This is a genomic window from Collinsella sp. SGI.180, assembly GCF_050313455.1.
GTDB lineage: Bacteria > Actinomycetota > Coriobacteriia > Coriobacteriales > Coriobacteriaceae > Collinsella.
Genome location: NZ_JBNPLL010000004.1, coordinates 71235 through 91329 on the forward strand (window position 1 = coordinate 71235; position 20095 = coordinate 91329).

The 20095-nt window shown below is 60.0% G+C and carries 19 protein-coding genes; 9 read left to right on the forward strand and 10 right to left on the reverse strand.

Annotation, left to right across the window (positions count from 1 at the left end; all coding sequences use genetic code 11):
- Nucleotides 1-114 precede the first annotated feature (114 nt).
- Complete coding sequence (locus tag ACQRAP_RS02910) at nucleotides 115-360, reverse strand: hypothetical protein (RefSeq protein WP_427794847.1); 246 nt, start codon at nucleotides 358-360, stop codon at nucleotides 115-117.
- A 147-nt stretch (nucleotides 361-507) separates the two neighbouring features.
- Here ACQRAP_RS02910 and ACQRAP_RS02915 point away from each other — a divergent pair, with 147 nt between their 5' ends.
- Nucleotides 508-726 carry a heavy-metal-associated domain-containing protein gene (locus ACQRAP_RS02915; protein WP_427718562.1) on the forward strand — a complete coding sequence of 73 codons (219 nt, stop codon included), beginning with the start codon at nucleotides 508-510 and terminating at the stop codon, nucleotides 724-726.
- Between the two features lie 20 nt (nucleotides 727-746).
- On the opposite strand, the gene ACQRAP_RS02920 is transcribed toward ACQRAP_RS02915, so the two are convergent.
- Together ACQRAP_RS02920 and ACQRAP_RS02925 are read right to left on the reverse strand one after the other, a co-directional pair.
- Entirely contained in the window at nucleotides 747-1172 is a 426-nt protein-coding gene (locus tag ACQRAP_RS02920; RefSeq protein ID WP_427727796.1) for a hypothetical protein, read from the reverse strand.
- Nucleotides 1165-2736: a DNA repair protein gene (locus tag ACQRAP_RS02925; RefSeq protein WP_427794848.1), complete on the reverse strand. Its 1572-nt coding sequence runs from the start codon at nucleotides 2734-2736 to the stop codon at nucleotides 1165-1167. The genes ACQRAP_RS02920 and ACQRAP_RS02925 overlap by 8 nt, the downstream gene beginning before the upstream one ends.
- Nucleotides 2737-2971: 235 nt before the next feature.
- Here ACQRAP_RS02925 and ACQRAP_RS02930 point away from each other — a divergent pair, with 235 nt between their 5' ends.
- Complete coding sequence (locus tag ACQRAP_RS02930) at nucleotides 2972-3475, forward strand: iron-containing alcohol dehydrogenase (RefSeq protein ID WP_427718555.1); 504 nt, start codon at nucleotides 2972-2974, stop codon at nucleotides 3473-3475.
- A 199-nt stretch (nucleotides 3476-3674) separates the two neighbouring features.
- Nucleotides 3675-5369: a glucose-6-phosphate isomerase gene (gene pgi, locus ACQRAP_RS02935; protein ID WP_427727819.1), complete on the forward strand. Its 1695-nt coding sequence runs from the start codon at nucleotides 3675-3677 to the stop codon at nucleotides 5367-5369.
- A 141-nt stretch (nucleotides 5370-5510) separates the two neighbouring features.
- Here pgi and ACQRAP_RS02940 read toward each other — a convergent pair whose 3' ends face one another.
- The 3 genes from ACQRAP_RS02940 to ACQRAP_RS02950 form a co-directional block, all read right to left on the reverse strand.
- Nucleotides 5511-6815, reverse strand: a complete 1305-nt coding sequence (locus ACQRAP_RS02940) for a VirD4-like conjugal transfer protein, CD1115 family (RefSeq protein WP_427794849.1) — start codon at nucleotides 6813-6815, stop codon at nucleotides 5511-5513.
- Complete coding sequence (locus ACQRAP_RS02945; protein ID WP_427718549.1) at nucleotides 6808-7425, reverse strand: ATP-dependent Clp protease proteolytic subunit; 618 nt, start codon at nucleotides 7423-7425, stop codon at nucleotides 6808-6810. The genes ACQRAP_RS02940 and ACQRAP_RS02945 overlap by 8 nt, the downstream gene beginning before the upstream one ends.
- Nucleotides 7426-7488: 63 nt before the next feature.
- Entirely contained in the window at nucleotides 7489-8379 is an 891-nt protein-coding gene (locus ACQRAP_RS02950) for a hypothetical protein (protein ID WP_427794850.1), read from the reverse strand.
- A gap of 489 nt (nucleotides 8380-8868) precedes the next feature.
- Here ACQRAP_RS02950 and ACQRAP_RS02955 point away from each other — a divergent pair, with 489 nt between their 5' ends.
- The gene (locus tag ACQRAP_RS02955) at nucleotides 8869-9711 is read left to right on the forward strand and encodes a Cof-type HAD-IIB family hydrolase (RefSeq protein ID WP_427794851.1); all 843 of its coding nucleotides are present in this window, start codon (nucleotides 8869-8871) and stop codon (nucleotides 9709-9711) included.
- 64 nt (nucleotides 9712-9775) lie between these two features.
- Nucleotides 9776-10435, forward strand: a complete 660-nt coding sequence (locus tag ACQRAP_RS02960) for an HAD family hydrolase (protein WP_427794852.1) — start codon at nucleotides 9776-9778, stop codon at nucleotides 10433-10435.
- A 60-nt stretch (nucleotides 10436-10495) separates the two neighbouring features.
- Here ACQRAP_RS02960 and ACQRAP_RS02965 read toward each other — a convergent pair whose 3' ends face one another.
- Nucleotides 10496-11278: a TatD family hydrolase gene (locus ACQRAP_RS02965; RefSeq protein WP_427794853.1), complete on the reverse strand. Its 783-nt coding sequence runs from the start codon at nucleotides 11276-11278 to the stop codon at nucleotides 10496-10498.
- 14 nt (nucleotides 11279-11292) lie between these two features.
- Entirely contained in the window at nucleotides 11293-12090 is a 798-nt protein-coding gene (locus ACQRAP_RS02970) for a tRNA threonylcarbamoyladenosine dehydratase (protein WP_427794854.1), read from the reverse strand.
- 461 nt (nucleotides 12091-12551) lie between these two features.
- Between ACQRAP_RS02970 and ACQRAP_RS02975 the strand changes: the two genes are divergently transcribed.
- The 3 genes from ACQRAP_RS02975 (at nucleotide 12552) to ettA (ending at nucleotide 15388) form a co-directional block, all read left to right on the forward strand.
- Nucleotides 12552-12830, forward strand: a complete 279-nt coding sequence (locus ACQRAP_RS02975; RefSeq protein ID WP_154517353.1) for an autorepressor SdpR family transcription factor — start codon at nucleotides 12552-12554, stop codon at nucleotides 12828-12830.
- A complete protein-coding gene (locus tag ACQRAP_RS02980) occupies nucleotides 12823-13524 on the forward strand; it encodes an SdpI family protein (RefSeq protein ID WP_427727826.1) in 702 nt (233 codons plus the stop codon). The genes ACQRAP_RS02975 and ACQRAP_RS02980 overlap by 8 nt, the downstream gene beginning before the upstream one ends.
- Nucleotides 13525-13708: 184 nt before the next feature.
- On the forward strand, nucleotides 13709-15388 hold the full coding sequence (ettA, locus tag ACQRAP_RS02985; protein WP_055251458.1) for an energy-dependent translational throttle protein EttA: 1680 nt from the start codon (nucleotides 13709-13711) through the stop codon (nucleotides 15386-15388).
- A gap of 59 nt (nucleotides 15389-15447) precedes the next feature.
- On the opposite strand, the gene ACQRAP_RS02990 is transcribed toward ettA, so the two are convergent.
- Both ACQRAP_RS02990 and ACQRAP_RS02995 read right to left on the reverse strand, forming a co-directional pair.
- Nucleotides 15448-16749 carry a hypothetical protein gene (locus ACQRAP_RS02990; RefSeq protein WP_427794855.1) on the reverse strand — a complete coding sequence of 434 codons (1302 nt, stop codon included), beginning with the start codon at nucleotides 16747-16749 and terminating at the stop codon, nucleotides 15448-15450.
- 138 nt (nucleotides 16750-16887) lie between these two features.
- The gene (locus tag ACQRAP_RS02995) at nucleotides 16888-17850 is read right to left on the reverse strand and encodes a hypothetical protein (protein ID WP_427794856.1); all 963 of its coding nucleotides are present in this window, start codon (nucleotides 17848-17850) and stop codon (nucleotides 16888-16890) included.
- 203 nt (nucleotides 17851-18053) lie between these two features.
- Here ACQRAP_RS02995 and ACQRAP_RS03000 point away from each other — a divergent pair, with 203 nt between their 5' ends.
- Complete coding sequence (locus ACQRAP_RS03000) at nucleotides 18054-20033, forward strand: NAD(+) synthase (RefSeq protein ID WP_427794857.1); 1980 nt, start codon at nucleotides 18054-18056, stop codon at nucleotides 20031-20033.
- The last annotated feature ends 62 nt before the right edge of the window (nucleotides 20034-20095 follow it).

Sequence of the window (20095 nt, forward strand, 5' to 3'; positions counted from 1 at the left end):
GCTTTATGTGGCTGACATAGCAGAAAACGGGGCTGGATTTGGATCCAGCCCCGTTTTTGTTGGGATGCGAATGTGTTTTGGTGCAGAGCCGCGTATGGGCGGAGCTTATCGCCGTTAGGCGAGCTCGGCTCCAAGGGCGCGACAGGCGGCCTCTGCCTCGGCGCCGGGGGCGTCGTAACAGATGACGGAATCGACGACGTTGACGCCGGCCTCGTCGGCGTCCGCCTTCCAGTTGTCCATCCATTCGCCCTCGGCCCAAGAATAGGAGCCAAAGAGGACGACCTTCTTGTCGCCGAGGGTCTCCTTGACTTCGTCCCACATCGGCTGAAACTCATCGTACTCGAGCTCCTCGGAGCCCATGGCGGGGCAGCCGAAGGCGATGGCGTCATAGCCGCCGGCTTATTTTTTGGATTCCGGCGTATTGTCGCATCGACGCATGGCACATGCTGTTGCGGCGATGGGGCGGGCAGAAAGAAGATCAAGAGGGTCGCGGTCGCGGACACCGATGTGTCTCACTATCCCTATAGCGATGAACTGCTTATTGGCGGTATGAGCTGCCGCGGCTGCGCGCAAAATGTGACGAACGCCCTCAACGCTCTCGATGGCATTTGGGCCACGGTGACGTATACAGACCACACGGCGTGCATCCGTTCTAAAAACCCGATCGATCGTGAGGTGCTTGAGGCTGCCGTGAGGGATGCGGGCTATTACGTCATAAAGCCGTAGGGCCGGGCGTGCGCTTGCGCCTAGGCTCGGCCGCGCAGCTCGATGTCTTGGATATCGTCGAAGCCGATGGCGATGTCTCGGAGTTTGAGCAGCTTGAACGCGGGGAGCACTTCGTCGAGAATGCCGGTGCGGCTGCGATAGCCGTATGTATCGTAATAAGTAACGCGCACTAAGTCGCCGCGTTTGAGGCCCTCGAGCTTTTTTGAAAGCTCGAGGGCTTTTTCTTCCGTGAGTTCGCATTTGGGCTCAACAGAGATCTCTTGTTTGCGCACGAGCTCATAGTATCCCGTGAGGGCGGCAAAGGGCATAAACTGCGCGGCGCGGTTGGCGCGAACGGCACCGTTGGCGGTGAGCCTGGGGTCGGCGGCGCGACGTCTTCCCTCGGGGTCCGCCAGGCGTTCAAAAGGCGTCGGTGGCCGCATCGGCTGTTGTTGGGCCTTAGGCACGGTGTCCTCCTACCTGATCGTTGCGTTCGCGTGCGGTGGCGCCGGCGGTAAAGCTTAATCCCTTGACCAGGGCATTCTTGCCGTACTTGCCCTTCACGGCCAGAACGGCGCGGGCCAGGTCACGCTCGCGTTCATCGGCCTTAACATCGCTAAACAGATCGATGGTGGCAAATTCCTCGGGCATGAGGTTGCCAAAGCCCAAATTGATGCGCTTGACCGGTCGTTTGGGATCGACGGTCTGCGCCCAGAGCTCATCGAAATGGCCCATGATCTTCTTAAACGAATTGGTGCGCTCGGGCAGCTTGCGCGAAGCGTTAGAGTGCGCAAAGAGCGCGGCATAGCCGCCACGCGGTTTGCCGCCATGCTCTCCCACAAAGATGCCGTCGATTGCCTGTGCTTCGCGCACCAGACGGCGTCGTTCGTCATCGCGCTGGACGGGCTTGGGTGCACGGGGTGCGAGCTCGGGGCCGGCGGTTGCGGCGGGTTCGATGCTCGACGTGCTCGAACGCAAATGCCCGCATCCGTCTACATATTGCGCTGTGCCGCTGGCGTCGAGGCGGCGTATGTCGGCGCGCTCGCTCGCGTAGCCCACAAAGAGCGAGATGCTGTCGCAGACTACATGCTTATCGACCAAGTCCAGTACGGCGGCATCGACCATCTCGCGCAAGATGGTGTAGGCCTGCTCGTAGGCATAACCCTTCGAGAGCACTTGTCCTGTGGTGGTTGAAGTTGCCTGCGGGCGATAGGCCTGAATATCGGCGATAGTTGTCGGCTCGCGCCCAAAGGCGTGGTCGATGAGATACTCGGCATTGACGCCGAGTTCGTCGTAAAGCAGGTTTTCGTCGAGCGCGGCAACGCCCATCAGATCGTATACCCCGTACTTTTCGAGGCGGGCTGCCACGCCGGGGCCGATGCCCCAGATATCGGTGATGGGGCGATGGGGCCAGATCTCCTTGCGAAAGGTCTCGTCGTCGAGTATACCGATGCGGCTGGGTACGTGCTTAGCGGTAATGTCGAGCGCCACCTTGGCCTGGAATAGGTTGGGGCCGATGCCGACTGTCGCCGTGATGCCGGTGCGCGCGAGGACCTCATCGCGCAGCATGCAGGCAAAGCTTTTGGCATTGGTATGGTAGAGCTCTAGATAGGGTGTCACGTCGATAAAGCACTCGTCAATTGAGTAGACGTGAACGTCTTGCGGACTGACGTATTCCAGGTAGATACCGTAGATCTGCGCCGACACCTCCATGTAGTGCTGCATGCGCGGTACGGCCTTGATGTAGTCGATGCCGTCGGGAATCTCAAACAGGCGGCAGCGGTTGTGTATCCCGAGGTCCTTCATGGCCTGGGTAATGGCGAGGCAGATGGTCGTACGCCCGCGTGATTCGTCGGCAACGACCAGGTGGGTGGTGAGCGGATCGAGCCCGCGGTCGACGCACTCGACGCTGGCATAAAACGTCTTGAGGTCGATGCAGATATAGGTGTGACGCCCGTCCCCCACGCGTCCTCCCATCAAACACATGTTCTTATCGAATGCATGTTCGATAATACCCGCTCGTCCGGACATCGTCAAAACCTGCCAAAAAGGGACAGGTTTATTTTGGTAGGTAAAACGCTTGACCGACCAAAACAAACCTGTCCCTTTTTGGCAGGTATGGTCGGGCGGTTGCATCGGGTTTTAACGCAGCGCTAAAGAGCGCGAAACAGCCCGGAAAACCTCGCTTCGTAGCATGAGCCTAACGATCGATACCACCATAAAGCACGGAAGGGTTGTGGGGATAATGGTCAACTATGGGTTTGGTATGCCGACGCGCCTTGTTGCGGATGGAGACGTGGCTCGCTGGTGTGGACGATTGGTCGCTCACTACGGCGGCACCAAGGCGCTGGTGGTGCTGGGTGGCGACAAACATACGCGCGATGAGCTTGTCTCGGCGGCGCTCGGCTCGCTTGACCGAGCTCTGCTCGAGCGCGTGCTTTTTCGTTGCGGCTCGGTTGAGGGCGACGGGGGAGACGAGCTGATCGACGAAGCTGTGGCCCTGGCGACCGACGAAGGCGTGGACTTTGTCCTGGCGATTGGCGATGCCGATACTGCTGGCTTTGCGCGCGAACTCGCGCGTCGCATGGCGGCGCTCGATGCCGGCGAAGACGGTTTTGTCCCTTATGGATGTATTGTCTCGGAGGGCAAAGTGCCTGCCGTCGTGGGGGCCGGCGAGGTTCCCGTTTTTGCCATTATCGCTCCCGAACTGCTTGAGGGCATTGGGTCTCCTCTGCGCGAGCTGCTCGGCAGCGTGTGCGCCGCGGCCTAGTGTCTGCCATAAAGAGATGGGCTATTTTTGGTAGGTAAAGCGTTTGACCTGCCAAAATAAACCTGTCCCTTTTTGGTCGGTCGCCGTTTGGGGGCGGATTGGCAACGCTGGCTGATTACGGTCTTGACCTGCGCTAGAATAGGGGCATCTGATTATCCGGGCGCATGGAGGTTTGCGCCCGTATGTTGAGGAGGACTTTATGGCAACTGTTGCCGCACCTATCGACGCTACGTCGACCGCCGCTTGGAAGGCGCTCGAGGCTCATCAGGAGAAGCTCGAGGCCGAAGGTATCGACCTCAAGGCCTGGTTCGCTGCCGATGCAGAGCGCGTGAACAAGCTGAGCTTTGACGCCGGTGACCTGCACTTCGACCTGTCCAAGAACCTGGTGACCGATGAGACCGTCAAGCTGCTGTGCGATCTTGCCCGCGAGGTGAAGCTCGAGGAGCGCCGCGACGCCATGTTCTCCGGCGAGCACATCAACACCACCGAGGACCGTGCCGTCCTGCACACCGCGCTGCGCCGCCCGGCAACCGAGAAGGGCCAGCTCATCGTCGACGGCCAGGACGTCGTCGCCGACGTGCACGAGGTCCTCGACCGCATGTACGCCTTTGCCGAGCGCGTGCGCTCCGGTGAGTGGAAGGGCGTTACCGGCAAGAAGATCGAGCATCTGGTGTCCATCGGCATCGGCGGCTCCGACCTGGGCCCGGTCATGGCTTACGAGGCTCTGCGCCCCTATGCCGACGCCGGTATCGACTGCCGCTATATCTCCAACATCGACCCCAACGATCAGGCCGAGAAGCTCAAGGGCCTGGATCCCGAGACCACGCTCGTGATTATCGTCTCCAAGACCTTCACCACGCTCGAGACCCTCACCAACGCTCGCGAGGTCAAGACCTGGATGCTCGAGCAGCTCAAGGCTCAGGGTGCCATCGACGGCTCCGAGGAGCAGAACGCCGAGGCCGTGGCAAAGCACTTCGTCGCCGTTTCCACCGCACTCGACAAGGTTGAGGCCTTCGGTATCGACCCCGCCAACGCCTTCGGCTTCTGGAACTGGGTCGGCGGCCGCTACTCCGTCGACTCCGCCGTGGGCCTGTCGCTGATCGTCGTGCTCGGTCCCGAGCGCTTCCAGCAGTTCCTCGAGGGTTTCCACGCCATCGACGAGTACTTCTGCAATACCCCGCTCGAGAACAACGCCGTCGCGCTGATGGGCCTGCTCAACGTCTGGTACGTCAACTTCTTCGGTTCCAAGAGCCACGCCGTGCTGCCGTACTGCCAGTACCTGCACCGCTTCCCGGCCTATCTGCAGCAGCTCACCATGGAGTCCAACGGCAAGCACGTCCGCTGGGACGGCAGCGCCGTGACCTCCGACACCGGTGAGATCTTCTGGGGCGAGCCCGGCACCAACGGTCAGCACGCCTTCTACCAGCTGCTGCACCAGGGCACCGTGGTGGTCCCGGCCGATTTCATCGCCTTCGCCAACACTGCCAACCCCGCAACCGACAGCGGCCAGGATGTTCACGAGCTGTTCCTGGGCAACTTCCTGGCCCAGACCAAGGCACTCGCCTTTGGTAAGACGGCCGATGAGGTGCGCGCCGAGGGCACGCCCGAGCAGATCGTCCCGGCCCGCTGCTTTGAGGGCAACCGTCCGACGACCTCGATCTTCGGCGACACGCTGACCCCGTTCGCACTCGGCGAGCTCATCGCCCTGTACGAGCACATCACGTTTGTCGAGGGCACGGTCTGGGGCATCGACTCCTACGACCAGTGGGGCGTCGAGCTGGGCAAGCAGCTTGCCAAGCAGATTACCCCGGCCTTCCACGACGACGCCGCCAAGGCCGAGCAGGACGCTTCGACCCAGGCGCTCATCGAGTTCTATCGCGCGCATCGTAAGTAGTCGCTGCTGTTAACGCATCGCGCCTTATAGTCAGGGGCCCGTATCCTATCGGATGCGGGCCCCTTTGCTTTGCCGTAGTCCCGGGGCGCACGGCCTTTGTGGAACATCGCCGGGGCGCCGCGCGCCGCGAGAACCCTGCGCCTAGATCTCGGCCTCCGCATGGTCTCGCTGCTCCTCGGGCAGCTCCCCGTAGAGCGGATGGTCTTCGAGCCTAAAGCGCTCGACCTGTTCGGGAGTGTGGCCGCGCACAAAGAGCCACGAGCGATCGATCGGCGTCGCCATGAGCGTGCTGGGCAGCGCGTCGGCGCGTTCGGAAAACACCCGGGCACTCTCGGGATCCTGGAACGCCAGCACCAGATGCGTGTCGCAGTTGCCCATGATGGAGCGTGCGCGTGCCTCGCCATAGAGCGCATCGAGCTGGTTGGTCGACTGCAGCAGCAGCGTTGCCCAGATGTTGCGGCTTCGGATAATCGAGAGCACGTTGTCGATCTGGGGGATCTGCAGATTTGCGAAGTCATCGAGCATAAAGCGCACGGGCACGGGCAGGCTGCCGTCGGGCTGCCTATCGGCCTCACGAATGAGGCCCATAAACGCCTGCGAAATAAAGAGGCCGGTCAGCGGATCGAGATTGCGGTCAATATCGCTCACGGTTACAAATAGGGCGCAGGGGGTGTGTCCCATGGAAGCGAAGTCCACCTGATGGCACTCACGATAGAGCTGTGCCGCACCGTCGAATCCCAGACACATGACCTTTTCGGCAAGGATGCCGACGATGCTCGCGTGCATGCGCTCGGCATTTTGCGTAATGGCGTAGCGCCGCCATAGCGAGAGGGCATAGCTTTGGGGGTCGATCGTGATCAGGTCGTCAAACAATCGACCCGTGGCACCGTCCTGCAGGTGCTCGATCAGCTTGATGACCGAGCTGATCGTCTGCTCGTCGGCGGGTAGCTGTTCGGTGACGTAGGCGATAAGACACGACAGCAGGTTTGCCGCCGCATGATCCCAAAAAGGCTGGTTGTTGTCCTCGATGGGGCAGATGGCCTTTGCCACCGAGAGGATGTCCTGCTGGTTGGGCCTGCCGTCCGCCTTGCGGCGAATGTGCCTCAGGGGGTTGTAGCCGCAGCGCTCGATGCCGGGCGCAAGGGCCGGGACGGTGTTGAGGTCGGCGAAGTTGAGACATTGCACGCGGTAGCCGTGGGCTGCCAGCACGGGTCCCACTTCGCGACAGAGCGTGCCTTTGGTGTCGAGCACGATGTAGCTTGCGTTCATTTGCAGCAGGTTGGGCTTGAGGACGTTTCGGGTCTTGCCGGCTCCCGAGGGGCCGATCACAAGTGCGTTGTTGTTGAGTCCCGTTTGGCGGGTGTCGCAGGAAAGCATTCGATCCTTGGCGAGGATGGTGGACGATGCGGACTCAGATGCGGCGAGGCGGCTGGTGAGGTTAGACATGGGCGACCTCCTTGGTGGTCGAGAGGATTTCGTGGGCAAAGCCGAGCTCGACGGCGCGCTCGGCCGAAAGGTAGGTGTCTTTTGCGGTGAGGGACTGGATGCGCTTGGGCGTGAGGCCGCTGCGGTCCGAGAGGATTTGCGTGAGGGTCTTGCGGGTCTGCATGAGACGCCGGCTGGTTTCCTGCAGCGCAAGTGCCGAGCCGCCTGCCCCCTGGGGGATCAGCGGGTCGTGAATCATGAGCTCTGCATGGGGCGCCATACGGCGATCGTCGCCGCCCATAAAGATCACGGCGCCCATGGACGCGGCGAATTCCAGGCAGACGGTGCGGATGGGGCACGATGCGAGGCGCATGGCGTCATAGATCGCAAGACCCGATCGCACGCTTCCGCCGGCGCTGGCGACAAATATGGTGATGGGGCGGCTGGGGTCGGCGGCATCGAGCAGGCGGATCTGCTGGCATAGGTCGTGGGCCATCGGGGTTTCGATGTTTCCCATGACGGAGAGCTCGCGACGGGCGAGCATCTCATCGTAAATGCTGGTGAGCGTGATACCTCGGGCGGATTCACGCATGGTGAGGGGGCTGATGATGGGGGAATGATTGGTGTCCATGAGGACTCCTTTCTGTTGGTTGTGTTGTGGAATAGGATTGTTGCCCGCGGAGGGGCTGGCGGGCTACAGGGTTCGTCCGAGCCTGAGATCGAGCTCGGTTGTGGGGCAGGCTGCCTGTTCGTACGGCTCGCAAGCGCCAAGGGCTCCAAAGCGATGGAGCGTTGCGACGGGCGTGGTGTAGGCGAGCCGCAGCTGATGCTCGACAGGGGCACATCCGTCATTTTTGTAATGAGCCGCGTAGTACTGCGCGATGCTGGCGTTCATCTCGCTGCCATTGCGATGGCGCTCAAACTGGCGTCTGCAGGTCTCGATGATCTTTGCTACCGACTTGGGTGCCGTCGCGGGAACAAGGGCGAGATAGCCCTCAAATAGCTCGTTGATGCTCAGGAGGCACAGCAGGTCGATCAGCGTCCTTATGGCTGCTCCCTTGGCGGAAAAGTGCGCGGTCATGCGGTTATATCGGTTGCGGTCGACGATGGCCGCATGGGGTCTTGGAGTTTTCTGCCCCGTGGTCCCGGGCTTTTGCCGCGCCTGTGTATTGAGCTCGACGTTGCAGCGCTTGAGGCCGTCCAACGGAAGGAACAGTGCGGTGCGCAGGGTGTTCCGCTTGCTTTCGAGTTCATGACGCTCGTCGGGTTCCCATTCGAGCTTGAGTTTCGTGTCGAGCGCCGTAAGCATATGGGCTAGGCAGCCTACGGCAAGAACGTACGAATCGTTGCCGCGTTTTGGGGCATAGGGGTCTGTCAGCTTGCGAATGTCGGGGTCGCCCATGATCTTTGTGCAGCGCTTCAGCAGTTGAGGGTGGTCGGCCAAGATCGTCGCGAGCGGTAGCGACGCGTAGTTCTTGATGGTCGCGGCGGCAAAGGCGGCGTCATATTCGTTTGCATATGCTCGCTCAATGCGGGCATCCAGAATGCTTTTCTTATCGCCGTCTTCAGCGTGGTGGTTTGTCATAGCTTCTCCAATCGGTTGATGTTCGTGCTGTTTGTTGATGTGTTGGTTGTCGTGAGTGATGTGCTTGCCGTGGGTGATGTGCTGACGTTGGGGTGCTATGCGGTTTTCAATGAGCCCGTGAGACAGTTGCTGCAGGGGCGGGATGGAACGGCCCATGCAAGGCGGAAGGCATCGTGCTCAAAATCGAGACAGCAATGCCCTAGGTGCCTCACATGTGGCAGTTACCTCATTAAGTTGTCATTACGTTTGGGGTTGTACTTTGCCGATCTTCCTTCTCTTACACGCTAAAACTCAAACTTCATATGCTCGATCTACTTAAAACCGCAACGGCGGTCTTTTATCAACTTATATGTCGGAACGCGTCTTTGCAAGTACTTTTTTGCCTTTGTTTCAAATGGGGTGGTTTTGCAACCGTCATACGTGCGCTGTGCGAACGTGCCCCGGCTCGGATAAGATAGTGCGCGATAAAAACGATGCAAGGAGGCGCATATGGCAATCAAAGCCATCGCAATGGATATCGACGGTACGCTCACCAACGACCAAAAGGTCATCAGCCCGCGTACGCGCGAGAAGCTGCTCGCGGCGCAGGAGTCGGGCATTAAGCTCATTTTGGCTTCGGGCCGTCCCGCATGGGGGCTGCACGCCTTGGCGCAGGAGCTCGACCTTCATAACCATGACGGTCTGCTGGTGGCCTTTAATGGCGCGCATGTGGTCGACGCTCAGACCGATGAGGTCCTTTTTGACCAGGCCATGCCGGCTGACGAACTGCACCGTCTGATTGATCATCTGCGTAATTTCGACGTGATTCCTATGATTTCGCTCGGTCGCGATCTGCATGTCGAGGATTCGTACCGCTGCATGATTACGCTGCCGGATGGCTCGCAGAAAAACATCGTCAAATACGAGCGCGACGCGTGCGATCTTAAGATTCGCGAGGTGGAGAGCCTGCATGAGGTCGTGGACACTTATCCCGTGGACAAGCTGCTCACTGCGGGCGACCCGGCCTATCTGCAAGCGCATCACGATGAGATGTACGAGCCCTTTACTCAGACGCTTTCGGGTATGTTTACGGCCGACTGGTATTTTGAGTTTACGGCGCCCGGTATCGACAAGGCCCGCGCGCTCGAGGGTGCCCTGCCCAAGCTCGGCATCGATGCCAGCGAGGTCGTCTCTTTTGGCGACGGCCAGAACGACAAGTCCATGATTGAGTGGGCCGGCACCGGTGTTGCCATGGGTAACGCGGTTGACGAGGTTAAGGCCGTGGCCCAGATGGTGACTGCCAATAACAACGAAGACGGCATTGCGGTGGCGCTGGATAAGCTGCTGGGTTAGAATCGCCGATTAATGCATGGTTCGGGCGCCTGCTTACAGGCGCCCTTTTGTTAGGGAGGGTGCCGTGTCCGCATTTCCGTTCGACGCCGTTATCTTTGACATGGACGGCGTCATTGTCGATACCGAGTATTACTACCTGGGCGAGACTGCCGCGTTTGCCAAGGAGCTTGGGCTTAACCTGACTCAAGAGGAGTTGAACGGGCAGGTCGGTACCTCACATCAGTTCTTCCTGCATATGCTGGTCGATTGGTTTGAGCGCGCTGGTAAGGGGCATTTATCTGGCGAGGAAGCGTTGGCCCGTTGGGACGAGTGGGCGCATAAGCGTCCGCGCGACTATCAGGCTTTGATTAACCCAGGCGCCGTGGATACGATTCGAGAGCTGCCGCGCCGCGGCGTTCGCGTGGCGCTTGCTAGCTCGTCTCCCATGGATAGCATCGAGGAAGTGCTCAATGCGTGCGGGCTGTCGGATGCCTTTGAGTATGTGGTGAGCGGCGAGCAGTTTAAGGAGAGCAAGCCCGAGCCCGACATCTACCTGCATGCGCTGGACCTGCTGGGACTGCCCGCGAATCGCTGCTGCTGCGTTGAGGATTCGGTGCCTGGTATCACTGCCGGCAAGCGAGCCGGCCTGACGGTCATTGCCAAGCGCGAGGAACGCTTCGGCTTTAGCCAAGATGCCGCGGACAAGATTATCGACCAGCTGCCGGAGCTGCTGGAGCTTGCGTAGGACTTGGACGGCACGTCTACCGTCATAATGGTATCGTTGTCGTCTTTTTGCATACAGGGGTTAGCGAAGGCCAAAAATAGAGTGCGCATTTGCTAAAACTGCCGATTCGATGCGCTTTGCGTCACAATTTTTGAGCGAGGCGATGCGCATCGAGGTCCTTGTGAGCGATTTGATGAGCGACTGCGCGCTTGTTTCTGTGTTTGGTTCGGCTGGCGCATCGGTCTCGAGCAGTAAGCGGTCGAGCGGAATCTGTCGTGCGTATTCGCGTCCTCGTTTAGACGCGAGCATGCGTTCGTTGACGGAAAAATAACAGCCCACATTACGTGCGCGGACGAGTTCGTCCGAAGTACCGCTAAACCAGTGGAAGATGATAGCGGGGGAGTCGGGGTTTGGGATGAGTAGACCATGCGATTCGAGGACGTCCAGTACGGCTCCTGCCGAACGAACGGCGTGGATTGATATTACGCGCCCGGCAAGAGGACACTGCACGAGCGCATCGCAGAGCCGGTCAAGTGCCTGTATTTGTAGCGGTTCGCTTCCGGCAAAGCGCGCGGAAAAGTCGAGCCCCACCTCGCCGATGTAGCGCTCTTGGGCAGCAACTTTGCAAAGCAGATTGACTTCGGCAGGACCGCAGCGGCCGTCGGCGAGCCACCAGGGATGGAGGCCGACGCCCGCGATAATGTTTGGGTAGCGGCTGGCCCGCTTTTTTGCTGCCGCGAAGTCGCGTGGGTCGACCCCGCAATCAAAGACCCCCAGCCCTATAGCCGCAGTTTCGTCGGCAACAGCATTCGGGTAAGCCATCAAATCAAGATGGCAGTGTGCATCAATTAACCGGGGCTCCATCTCGGCGCACTCCGCTAGTCCAGGCGCTGGCCATCGGCGCGCACGTGCTCGGTGCCGCGCCCACTGATCTGGCGGATAACCTCGCCGGCAATCATCTGACCCATGATGGGCGGCATAAAGCTGGCGGTTCCCAGCTCGGTACGCTCGTGGATGTTGGAAGGGTCGCGGGGCTGTGTCTTAACCGATTCCTCGCAGCTAAACAATACATGTAGGCTCTTGATTCCGCGCTTCTTACATTCTTTGCGCATAATGCGGCTCATGGGGTCACGTACCGTATCGAAGATGTCGGCAAAGCGGAGGCACTCGGGATGGAGCTTGTTGGCCCCGCCCATGGAGCTAACCAAACGAATGTCGTGGTCCTGAGCATATTTGGCAATGGTGAGCTTGGCCGAGATGGTGTCGATGGCGTCGACGACGTAGTCGAGCTTGCCGCCCGTCTGCTCAAAAACGCTCGCAAAGAACTCGTCGATGTTGTCGCTCAACAGGTATTCGGTGCGCTTGATAACGGTGGCGGCGGGATTGATATCGCGAATCATGGCTTCCATCACGTCTACCTTGCGCTTGCCGACGGTGCTGTGGAAGGCGATGGCCTGGCGATTGATATTGCTGGGCGCGATGATGTCCTTGTCCAGAATGACGAAATGACCGATGCCGCCGCGGGCGAGTGCCTCGCAGCAATTGGAGCCCACACCTCCGCAGCCGAGCACCAGCACCGTAGTATCGGCGAGCTTATCGAGTGCCTCGCGGCCCATGATGATCTCGAGCTTGGTGTCGCGTGTCTCGATGGCGGCTGCGGCAACGGTTTCGGTCATAAATATCCTCCGATGGGGAAGCGAATCGTGTTTTAGCTATCGCCATTATAGGTATTATTGCGATTCCATTTGAGCCCTTGGAGCTTGTTGAAATGGGATCGGGATTCGCATAAGATTGAAGCAGATGGCACCCGTTGCCGCGGGTTGGCCAACTCCCAAACACGTTTGTAGCGTGAGAAGTGGCCGTCTTCGCATTACGCGGGGGCGGCTATTTCATTCGACCTCCAATGTGGATGCCGAGCTCCACAGCCGCGATTACAAGCAATAACAACGTCAGGACATCGTCAATACTCATAGTCCATCTCCTTCTCGGATAGAGGGAGCTGGCCCATCTGCTTCAACTTCCATTGTAGCTAAATACGAACAAATGTTCTATAGATGTTCCTATATTATATAGTTAGACAAACATCTAAATATCGAGTATAGTGTGCGTGTCATGAGAGTTGCTGAGGGGAGGTCCTATGCCGGGAGAGGGTTTTAAAGCGCTGGCCGATCCTACGCGGCGGCGCATTTTGGAACTACTACGCGAGGGCGACCGCACGGCCGGGGAGCTTGCCGAGCATTTTGACATCAGCAAGCCATCGTTGAGCCATCATTTGGCGACGCTCAAAAACGCCGGGTTGGTGACCGACGAACGTCATGGCCAAAACATCGTTTACAGCTTAAACACTACCGTCATGCAGGACTTGATCGGTTGGTTTATGGGCTTTACAAACACTGAAGGTGATAAGGATGAATAACGAAAACAAGGGCATTCACGCCACGGGGGTATCGCCACGCGTGTGGATCGCGCTGGTCGCTCTGTGCGTCGCCAATATCGTAGCGCACCTTATGGTGATGCCGAGCTTACCTGCGCAGATTCCCACACACTGGGGCGCGAACGGCGTTGACGGTTGGGGTCCCAGCTGGAAGGCCTCCGCGCTCGGCGTGCTGCCCCTGGTGCTTCTCGCAATGTTCTGCGTGGTGCCGCGCATCGATCCCAAAGGTGAGGCATATCGAACCTCGGGCAAGTTCTATCAGGGCTTCGTAATCGCCTTCACCCTGTTCATGTGCGCCATAAGCTGGCTGGGAGAGCTTACGGTCTGGGGCGTGGTGCCGGCGGTCGGTTCGGTCAACGCGCTGATTTCTGGTGCTGTCGGTTTGCTGTTCATTGGCGTAGGCAACTACTTGCCGCGTGTGAAGCAGAACTATACGCTCGGTATCAAGACGCCCTGGGCGCTTGCCGATCCCGAGAACTGGCGCCGTACGCAGCGCTTTGGCGGTGCCTGCTTTATGGTGCTGGGTGTTGGTCTGATTGTGATGGGCGTTGCGGGTAGCGTGCTTTCAAGTGAAGTTGTCGCCGCGGTGATTGCGGTTCTGGCGTTTGGTTCGGTCGGAGTCGTCTACGTCTACTCGTATCTGCTGTGGCGCAAATCGCAGCGAGCCGCTCGTTAAGGTTGCGGAAAACTAGCGTACGCAGTTCATAGTATGTTCCGGGGGACTTTTCCCAGGTAGTATTAGGGGGTATGGGCAACCGTGCCCCTTTTTCGTTACGTTTTAGAGCTGGTTTTCTCATCTCGTTTCCACTAAAGCGAAACAAGAATAGGGAAACAGCAGGTAGAAAGGATAAAACAGGTAAATGGCGGAGTTTATCTACCAGATGTATCAGGCTCGCAAGGCTCATGGCGACAAGGTGATCCTTGACGACGTGACCCTGAGTTTCTACCCCGGTGCCAAGATCGGCGTCGTGGGCCCCAATGGTATGGGCAAGTCGACCCTGCTCAAGATCATGGCCGGCATCGAAGAGGTCTCCAACGGCGATGCCAGACTTACCCCTGGCTACACCGTGGGTATCCTGCAGCAGGAGCCGCCGCTCGACGACGACAAGACCGTCATCGAGAACGTGCGCATGGCATTTGGCGACATGATCGCCAAGGTCGATCGCTTCAATAAGATCGGTGAGGAGATGTGCGACCCGGACTGTGACATGGACGCCCTCATGGCCGAGATGGGCAAGCTCCAGGACGAAATCGATGCCGCCGATGGCTGGGATATCGATTCCAAACTCGGCCAGGCTATGGATGCCCTGCAGCTGCCCGATTCCGACATGCCGGTCAACGTGCTTTCCGGCGGCGAGCGCCGTCGCGTGGCCCTGTGCAAGCTGCTGCTCGAAGCTCCCGACCTGCTGCTGCTCGATGAGCCCACCAACCATCTGGACGCCGAGTCGATCCTGTGGCTCGAGCACTTCCTGCACAACTACCAGGGCGCGGTGCTTGCCGTCACACACGATCGCTACTTCCTGGATAACGTTGCCGAGTGGATCTGCGAGGTCGACCGTGGTCACCTCTATCCCTACAAGGGCAACTACTCCACGTATCTGGAGACCAAGGCCGCGCGTATCGAGGCTCAGGGTAACCGCGACGCCAAGCTCGCTAAGCGCATGGAGGCCGAGCTCGAGTGGGTACGCTCCAGCCCCAAGGCCCGTCAGGCCAAGAACAAGGCCCGTCTGGCTCGCTATGAGGAGATGGAGGCCGAGGCCCGCGCAAGCCAGAAGCTCGACTGGACCGATATCCGCATCCCTGTGGGCCCACGTCTGGGCAACAAGGTGCTCGAGGCCCATCACCTGCACAAGGAGTTCGACGGTCGCGTGCTCATCGACGACCTATCGTTCACCCTGCCGCGCAACGGCATCGTGGGCGTCATCGGCCCCAACGGTGTGGGCAAGACCACGCTGTTCAAGACCATCGTGGGCCTGGAGCCGCTGACTTCGGGCGAGCTCGAGGTGGGCGAGACCGTCAAGATTTCTTACGTCGACCAGAACCGCTCCGGCATCGACCCCGACAAGAACCTGTGGGAGGTCGTCTCGGATGGCCTGGACCACATGATGGTCGGCGAGACCGAGGTTCCCAGCCGCGCGTACGTGGCGAGCTTTGGCTTTAAGGGCCAGGACCAGCAGAAGCGCGCTGGCGTACTTTCCGGTGGCGAGCGCAACCGTCTGAACTTGGCGCTTACGCTCAAGCAGGGCGGCAACCTGCTGCTCCTCGACGAGCCCACGAACGACCTCGACGTCGAGACGCTGTCCTCGCTCGAAGCGGCGCTGCTCGAGTTCCCGGGCTGCTCGGTGGTCATTAGCCACGACCGTATGTTCCTGGACCGCGTCGCCACGCACATTCTGGCGTGGGAGGGCACCGACGAGAATCCGGGCAACTGGTATTGGTTTGAGGGCAACTTCGAGGCCTATCAGGCCAACCGCATCGAGCGCCTGGGTGAGGACGCAGCCCAGCCGCATCGTATTCACCGCAAGCTGACGCGTGATTAGTCGAGCTCAGGTGACCTAACGAGAAAGGGACGATAACCTTGAGGGTTATCGTCCCTTTTTTACTTGGTAGAAGGCTCGACTTTATCGATAGTCCAGGTGGCGCCGAGGCCGCCGGTGGTGTTGCGGCGGATGCGCACGGTGACTTCGTGGCGCTCGCCGGCCTGCGTGTAGCGCAGGGGGAAGCTTGCGCGGTTTCGCGCGGCCTCGATGGTACCGCGCTCGCGGGCGATCCAGTAGTACTCGCCGACGATGCCGAGCGTGTCGGCGCCGTAGGGGAGATAGGTCGACAGCTGGTGTAGCAATGGGCCGGGACAGAAGACCTCGGTTGTGAAATCGACGGGGAAGTCCTCGGGGATGGTCGGTGCTGCGGGTGTGGTGACAGGTACTGCAACGGGGAGCGGAGCCGGTGCAGGTGCGGGAATCTGGTCACAGACAGATGCGGATGCGGACTCGATGGCAGGCTCAGGCGCTGTTTCCGGCTTAACTGCGAAATCCGTCGGTTCCACAGAGACGGACGTGTCTGCGGTCTCGGTTTTGGTATCGGCTCGCGGGGCATCCTCTGCCTCGACAGATGGCTTTGCCTCGGCTGGCGTGGAGGCCATGGTGGTGATGCCGGCGTTTGCGTTCTCGGGGTCATAGACGACCGTGAGCGAGATGGCGGGCTGCGGCGTCTCGGGCTCTGGCGTCGACTCGGTAGCGTCTTGATCGTCGGGCTCGTCGGACTGATCGTCCTCGGCCTCGTCGCCAAAGACATCGCTGTTTTGGAACGCAGACGTCTCGGGTTGGTTGGCGGCTTCTTCGGTTGTCGACTTGGGAGCCTCGTCGAGCTCCGCAGTGGCTTCCTGCTCTGATATGACTTCGGGATCGGTCGTGGCGGCGATTTCGGTTTCGGCTCCTGCTGTTACCTCAATAGCGACTTCGATCTCTGTCTCGGGCTCGGGTTCCGGTACGGCTTCAACCATGGCTTCGGGCTCGGGATGCTTAACGTGCTTGGGACGCACGGCCTTGAGGTCCTTCTCGCCTCGCTTTTTCTTTTTGTAGGACTGCTTGGCTCCCTTGGCAGCCTTGGGCTTGTCCTCGCCTTTGGCAAGGGCGGCATCCCATGCTTCGTTGGCGATGACGGTGGCATACAGACGGCCGCCCTTAAAGACGGTCAGCTTAATGCAGTCGTCGAGCTCCTCGAGCAGCTCGCGCGTGGACTCGAAGCCCAGGTCATAAGCGGCCATGTCACCAGCGGCGAGCGCCTCCTCGACCTGCGTCATAAACGTTTGCTTGCCGCACCCAATCGCGTCGCGCAGCAGGCGATACAGATAGATGTGGTTGCCCAGCGATAGTGCGGGCTTAACTATTGTCTTGCTCATGGCAAATCTCCTCTATACACACCAAAGCATCTTACCATCGCATGGGGCTTGCCATCTCGTCGCCCAAGGCAAACGGGCGCGACCGTTGCCGGTTCGCGCCCGTTATGCAGGTCGGTTATCTATGAGAGGCAAACGTGCTTAGTTGCCCGATGCCGTGCCTTGGCTCGAGCTGTCAGATGGCGTGCCGGACGCGGATCCGCTCGAACTGTTCGAACTGTTCGAGCTATTGGTGTTGCTGTTGTCGGTGGAGCTTGTGCCCGATGTATTGCCGTTTGCCTGGTCGCCCGTGCTCGGTTGAGAGCCGTCGGTCGTTTGGCTTGAGTCAGTCGTGCCGGATTGCGTGCCGCTGTTGTTCACAGAGGAATCGGCGCCCTGCGATTGATCGGGGGTGTTCGAGGACGAGTCGGTGGATGCGGAGGTGTCCTGCGAGTCGTCCTGCTGGCTTTGCGATTGACCGGAGCTATCCGCGTCGTGCTCGGTCGTGCGCGACGAAAGGATTGACTCGGGGCGCTCGCCCAGACCTTCACCGGCGGTGGTGATAAGGATGGCGCCGGCGCAGGCGATGACCGCGACGATGGCGATGGCGATCGAGAAGACGATGACCTTCTTTTGCGTCTGGCTGCGCTCTGCCGCCGCCTTGGCACGCAGACTGTTGGGGGCGACGCGCGCCGTGGTCGCGCGCCCCGCAACCTGGCGCATCTCCTGCGTAGTCGCGGCGCCGCCCAGGTGCTCCTCGGCATTAAGGTCAACGGGCTCATAGGCGCCGGCAGGGTAGTCGACGGCGGCGTGCGTACCTTTGAGGGCTTCGGCGCTGGCAGAGATAAAGTGGCGGTAGACCTGCGAGGACACAACGGTGATGACCGAGCTCACGGCGGCACCGATCACCGATCCGGCGATGCCGATCTTGGAAGCAAGTGCGACGCTCGTGGCGGCAGCTGCGGCGCCGGCGATGATTTGGGGAATGGAAATGTCGTCGAACAGGCCCTTTTTGGGCGCGATGGCCATGGTCTGTCCGATGGAATGGTTTTCGTGAACGCCGTTGTTGAGCGCGGCCGGTGTCATGACGCGCGTGCGCGGCGCGTCGGTGTACTTGGTTGTCATACGGGGCCCTCCCGGTGTAAATCTGCTTCGTTTCGTGTAGCCATCAGGGTACCCACCAGATGTGAATCGTACGTGACATTTAACAGATACCATCAACTCATCAATAGCTCACCAAATTGGTGGGATGCGGTTACACCCGGCGGTTGAACTACAATAGGGCTTGCTAATTGTTGTGAATGGCGTCTACGCACGGGAGCATTCTTATGAATCTTCACCTTTCTCAGTCTGATGGCTTTTTGCGTGTGGCGGCGGCCTCGCCGCGAATTCGCGTGGCCGATGTCGAGGGCAATGCCGAGGTTGCGCTGGCGGCTGTTCGCGAGGCGGTCGAGCGCGGTGTCCGTGCTCTGGCACTGCCCGAGCTTAATCTGTGCGGCTATACCGCGGCTGATCTGTTCCATAACCGCACATTACTGCATACCTGCGAGACCGCACTGGCACATATTCTCGATGAAACCCGCGAGCTGCCGATTGTCTTTACCATCGGTCTTCCCGTTGCGGTGGCCGAGAATATCTACAACTGTGCCGCCGTGTGCTGCGCGGGCGAGCTTTTGGGCCTCACGGCCAAGAAGTATCTGCCCAACTATGGCGAGTTCTATGAGCGCCGTTGGTTTGCTCCGGCGCCCGCCGATTCCGTGTGGGTTGAGTTTGCCGGTCAGGGTCCGGTTCCGCTGGGTTCGGGGCTTGTCTACCGCTGCTGTGATGAGGGCGCCGAGGATTTGGTACTCGGTATTGAGGTCTGCGAGGACCTGTGGGTGCCGGCGCCCCCTTCGACCGAGATGGCGCTTGCCGGTGCGACGGTGATCCTCAATCCGTCGGCCTCGGACGAGATTATCGGTAAGGCAGACTATCGCCGCAGCCTCATCTCCAATCAGAGTGCGCGCCTGTACTGTGCCTATGCCTACGCGGACGCGAGCGAGGGCGAGTCCACGACCGATATGGTCTTTGCGGGCGAGAACCTCGTCTACGAAAACGGTTCGAAGCTCGCCGCCACGAAGCTCCTCACCTGCGATATGGCGGTGGCCGACGTTGACCTCGACCGTCTGGTTGCCGAGCGTCGTCGTTCGACCACGTGGACGCGCGCGGACGATGCGCCGGAGGCCACAGCCGTTGAGTTTTCGTTTGAGGGCGTGCTGGCCGAAGAACCTGTCCTGCGCGATGCGCTCGACATCGACCGTGTCTTCCCCCGCGCGCCCTTTGTGCCGGCCGACCATGGTGACCTGGCCGGGCGCTGCGAGACGATCCTCAATCTGCAGACTGCCGGCCTCAAGACTCGCCTTGCCCATACGGGTACCAAGGCTGCAGTCATTGGTCTTTCGGGCGGCCTGGATTCCACGCTGGCACTGCTTGTGACCGTGCGTGCCTTCGATGCACTGGGACTGCCGCGCACGGGTATCACAGCCGTGTCCATGCCCGGCTTTGGCACGACGCGTCGCACCAAGTCCAATGCCGAGTCGCTCGCTCGCGACCTGGGCGTGAGCTTCCGCGAGGTTTCGATCCACACGGCCGTGGAGCAGCACTTCAAGGACATTGAGCATGATCCGGCCGTCCAAGACGTGACCTACGAGAACAGCCAGGCCCGCGAGCGTACGCAGATTCTGATGGATCTGGCCAACCAGGCCGGCGGTTTTGTCATCGGCACGGGCGACCTGTCAGAGCTGGCGCTCGGCTGGGCTACCTATAACGGCGACCACATGAGCATGTACGCCGTCAACGCGAGCGTGCCCAAGACGCTTGTGCGCCATCTGGTACGTTATGCCGCCGATGTCTTTGGCGGGCGTATTGCCGAGGTCTTGCTCGATATCCTCGATACGCCGGTGTCCCCCGAGCTTCTGCCGCCCACGGGCGACGGTGAGATTGCGCAGAAGACCGAGGATTTGGTGGGCCCGTACGAGCTGCACGATTACTTCCTCTATTACCTGCTGCGTTTTGGCTTTGAGCCGGGCAAGATCTACCGTATGGCGCTCAAGAGCTTTGAGGGTGTCTATGACGCCAAGACCGTCCACACGTGGTTGCGTACGTTCTATCGTCGCTTCTTTGCCCAGCAGTTTAAGCGCAGCTGTCTGCCCGATGGTCCCAAGGTGGGCTCGGTGACGCTCAGCCCGCGCGGCGATTGGCGTATGCCGAGTGACGCCAGCTCGCGTCTGTGGCTTGCGCGGATCGACGCGCTCAATCCAATTGACTAAGGTTGGCTAAATTGAACCAATACGGGGGTTGCAAGCGTTACACTTTTGCAATCTGATGGCCC

Coding starts and splice junctions, on each gene's coding strand:
- ACQRAP_RS02910 (WP_427794847.1), bottom strand. CDS start 360: ATGGGCTCCGAGGAGCTCGAGTACGATGAGTTTCAGCCGATGTGGGAC.
- ACQRAP_RS02925 (WP_427794848.1), bottom strand. CDS start 2,736: ATGTCCGGACGAGCGGGTATTATCGAACATGCATTCGATAAGAACATG.
- ACQRAP_RS02930 (WP_427718555.1), top strand. CDS start 2,972: ATGCCGACGCGCCTTGTTGCGGATGGAGACGTGGCTCGCTGGTGTGGA.
- pgi (WP_427727819.1), top strand. CDS start 3,675: ATGGCAACTGTTGCCGCACCTATCGACGCTACGTCGACCGCCGCTTGG.
- ACQRAP_RS02940 (WP_427794849.1), bottom strand. CDS start 6,815: ATGTCTAACCTCACCAGCCGCCTCGCCGCATCTGAGTCCGCATCGTCC.
- ACQRAP_RS02945 (WP_427718549.1), bottom strand. CDS start 7,425: ATGGACACCAATCATTCCCCCATCATCAGCCCCCTCACCATGCGTGAA.
- ACQRAP_RS02950 (WP_427794850.1), bottom strand. CDS start 8,379: ATGACAAACCACCACGCTGAAGACGGCGATAAGAAAAGCATTCTGGAT.
- ACQRAP_RS02955 (WP_427794851.1), top strand. CDS start 8,869: ATGGCAATCAAAGCCATCGCAATGGATATCGACGGTACGCTCACCAAC.
- ACQRAP_RS02965 (WP_427794853.1), bottom strand. CDS start 11,278: ATGGAGCCCCGGTTAATTGATGCACACTGCCATCTTGATTTGATGGCT.
- ACQRAP_RS02970 (WP_427794854.1), bottom strand. CDS start 12,090: ATGACCGAAACCGTTGCCGCAGCCGCCATCGAGACACGCGACACCAAG.
- ACQRAP_RS02975 (WP_154517353.1), top strand. CDS start 12,552: ATGCCGGGAGAGGGTTTTAAAGCGCTGGCCGATCCTACGCGGCGGCGC.
- ACQRAP_RS02980 (WP_427727826.1), top strand. CDS start 12,823: ATGAATAACGAAAACAAGGGCATTCACGCCACGGGGGTATCGCCACGC.
- ettA (WP_055251458.1), top strand. CDS start 13,709: ATGGCGGAGTTTATCTACCAGATGTATCAGGCTCGCAAGGCTCATGGC.
- ACQRAP_RS02990 (WP_427794855.1), bottom strand. CDS start 16,749: ATGAGCAAGACAATAGTTAAGCCCGCACTATCGCTGGGCAACCACATC.
- ACQRAP_RS02995 (WP_427794856.1), bottom strand. CDS start 17,850: ATGACAACCAAGTACACCGACGCGCCGCGCACGCGCGTCATGACACCG.
- ACQRAP_RS03000 (WP_427794857.1), top strand. CDS start 18,054: ATGAATCTTCACCTTTCTCAGTCTGATGGCTTTTTGCGTGTGGCGGCG.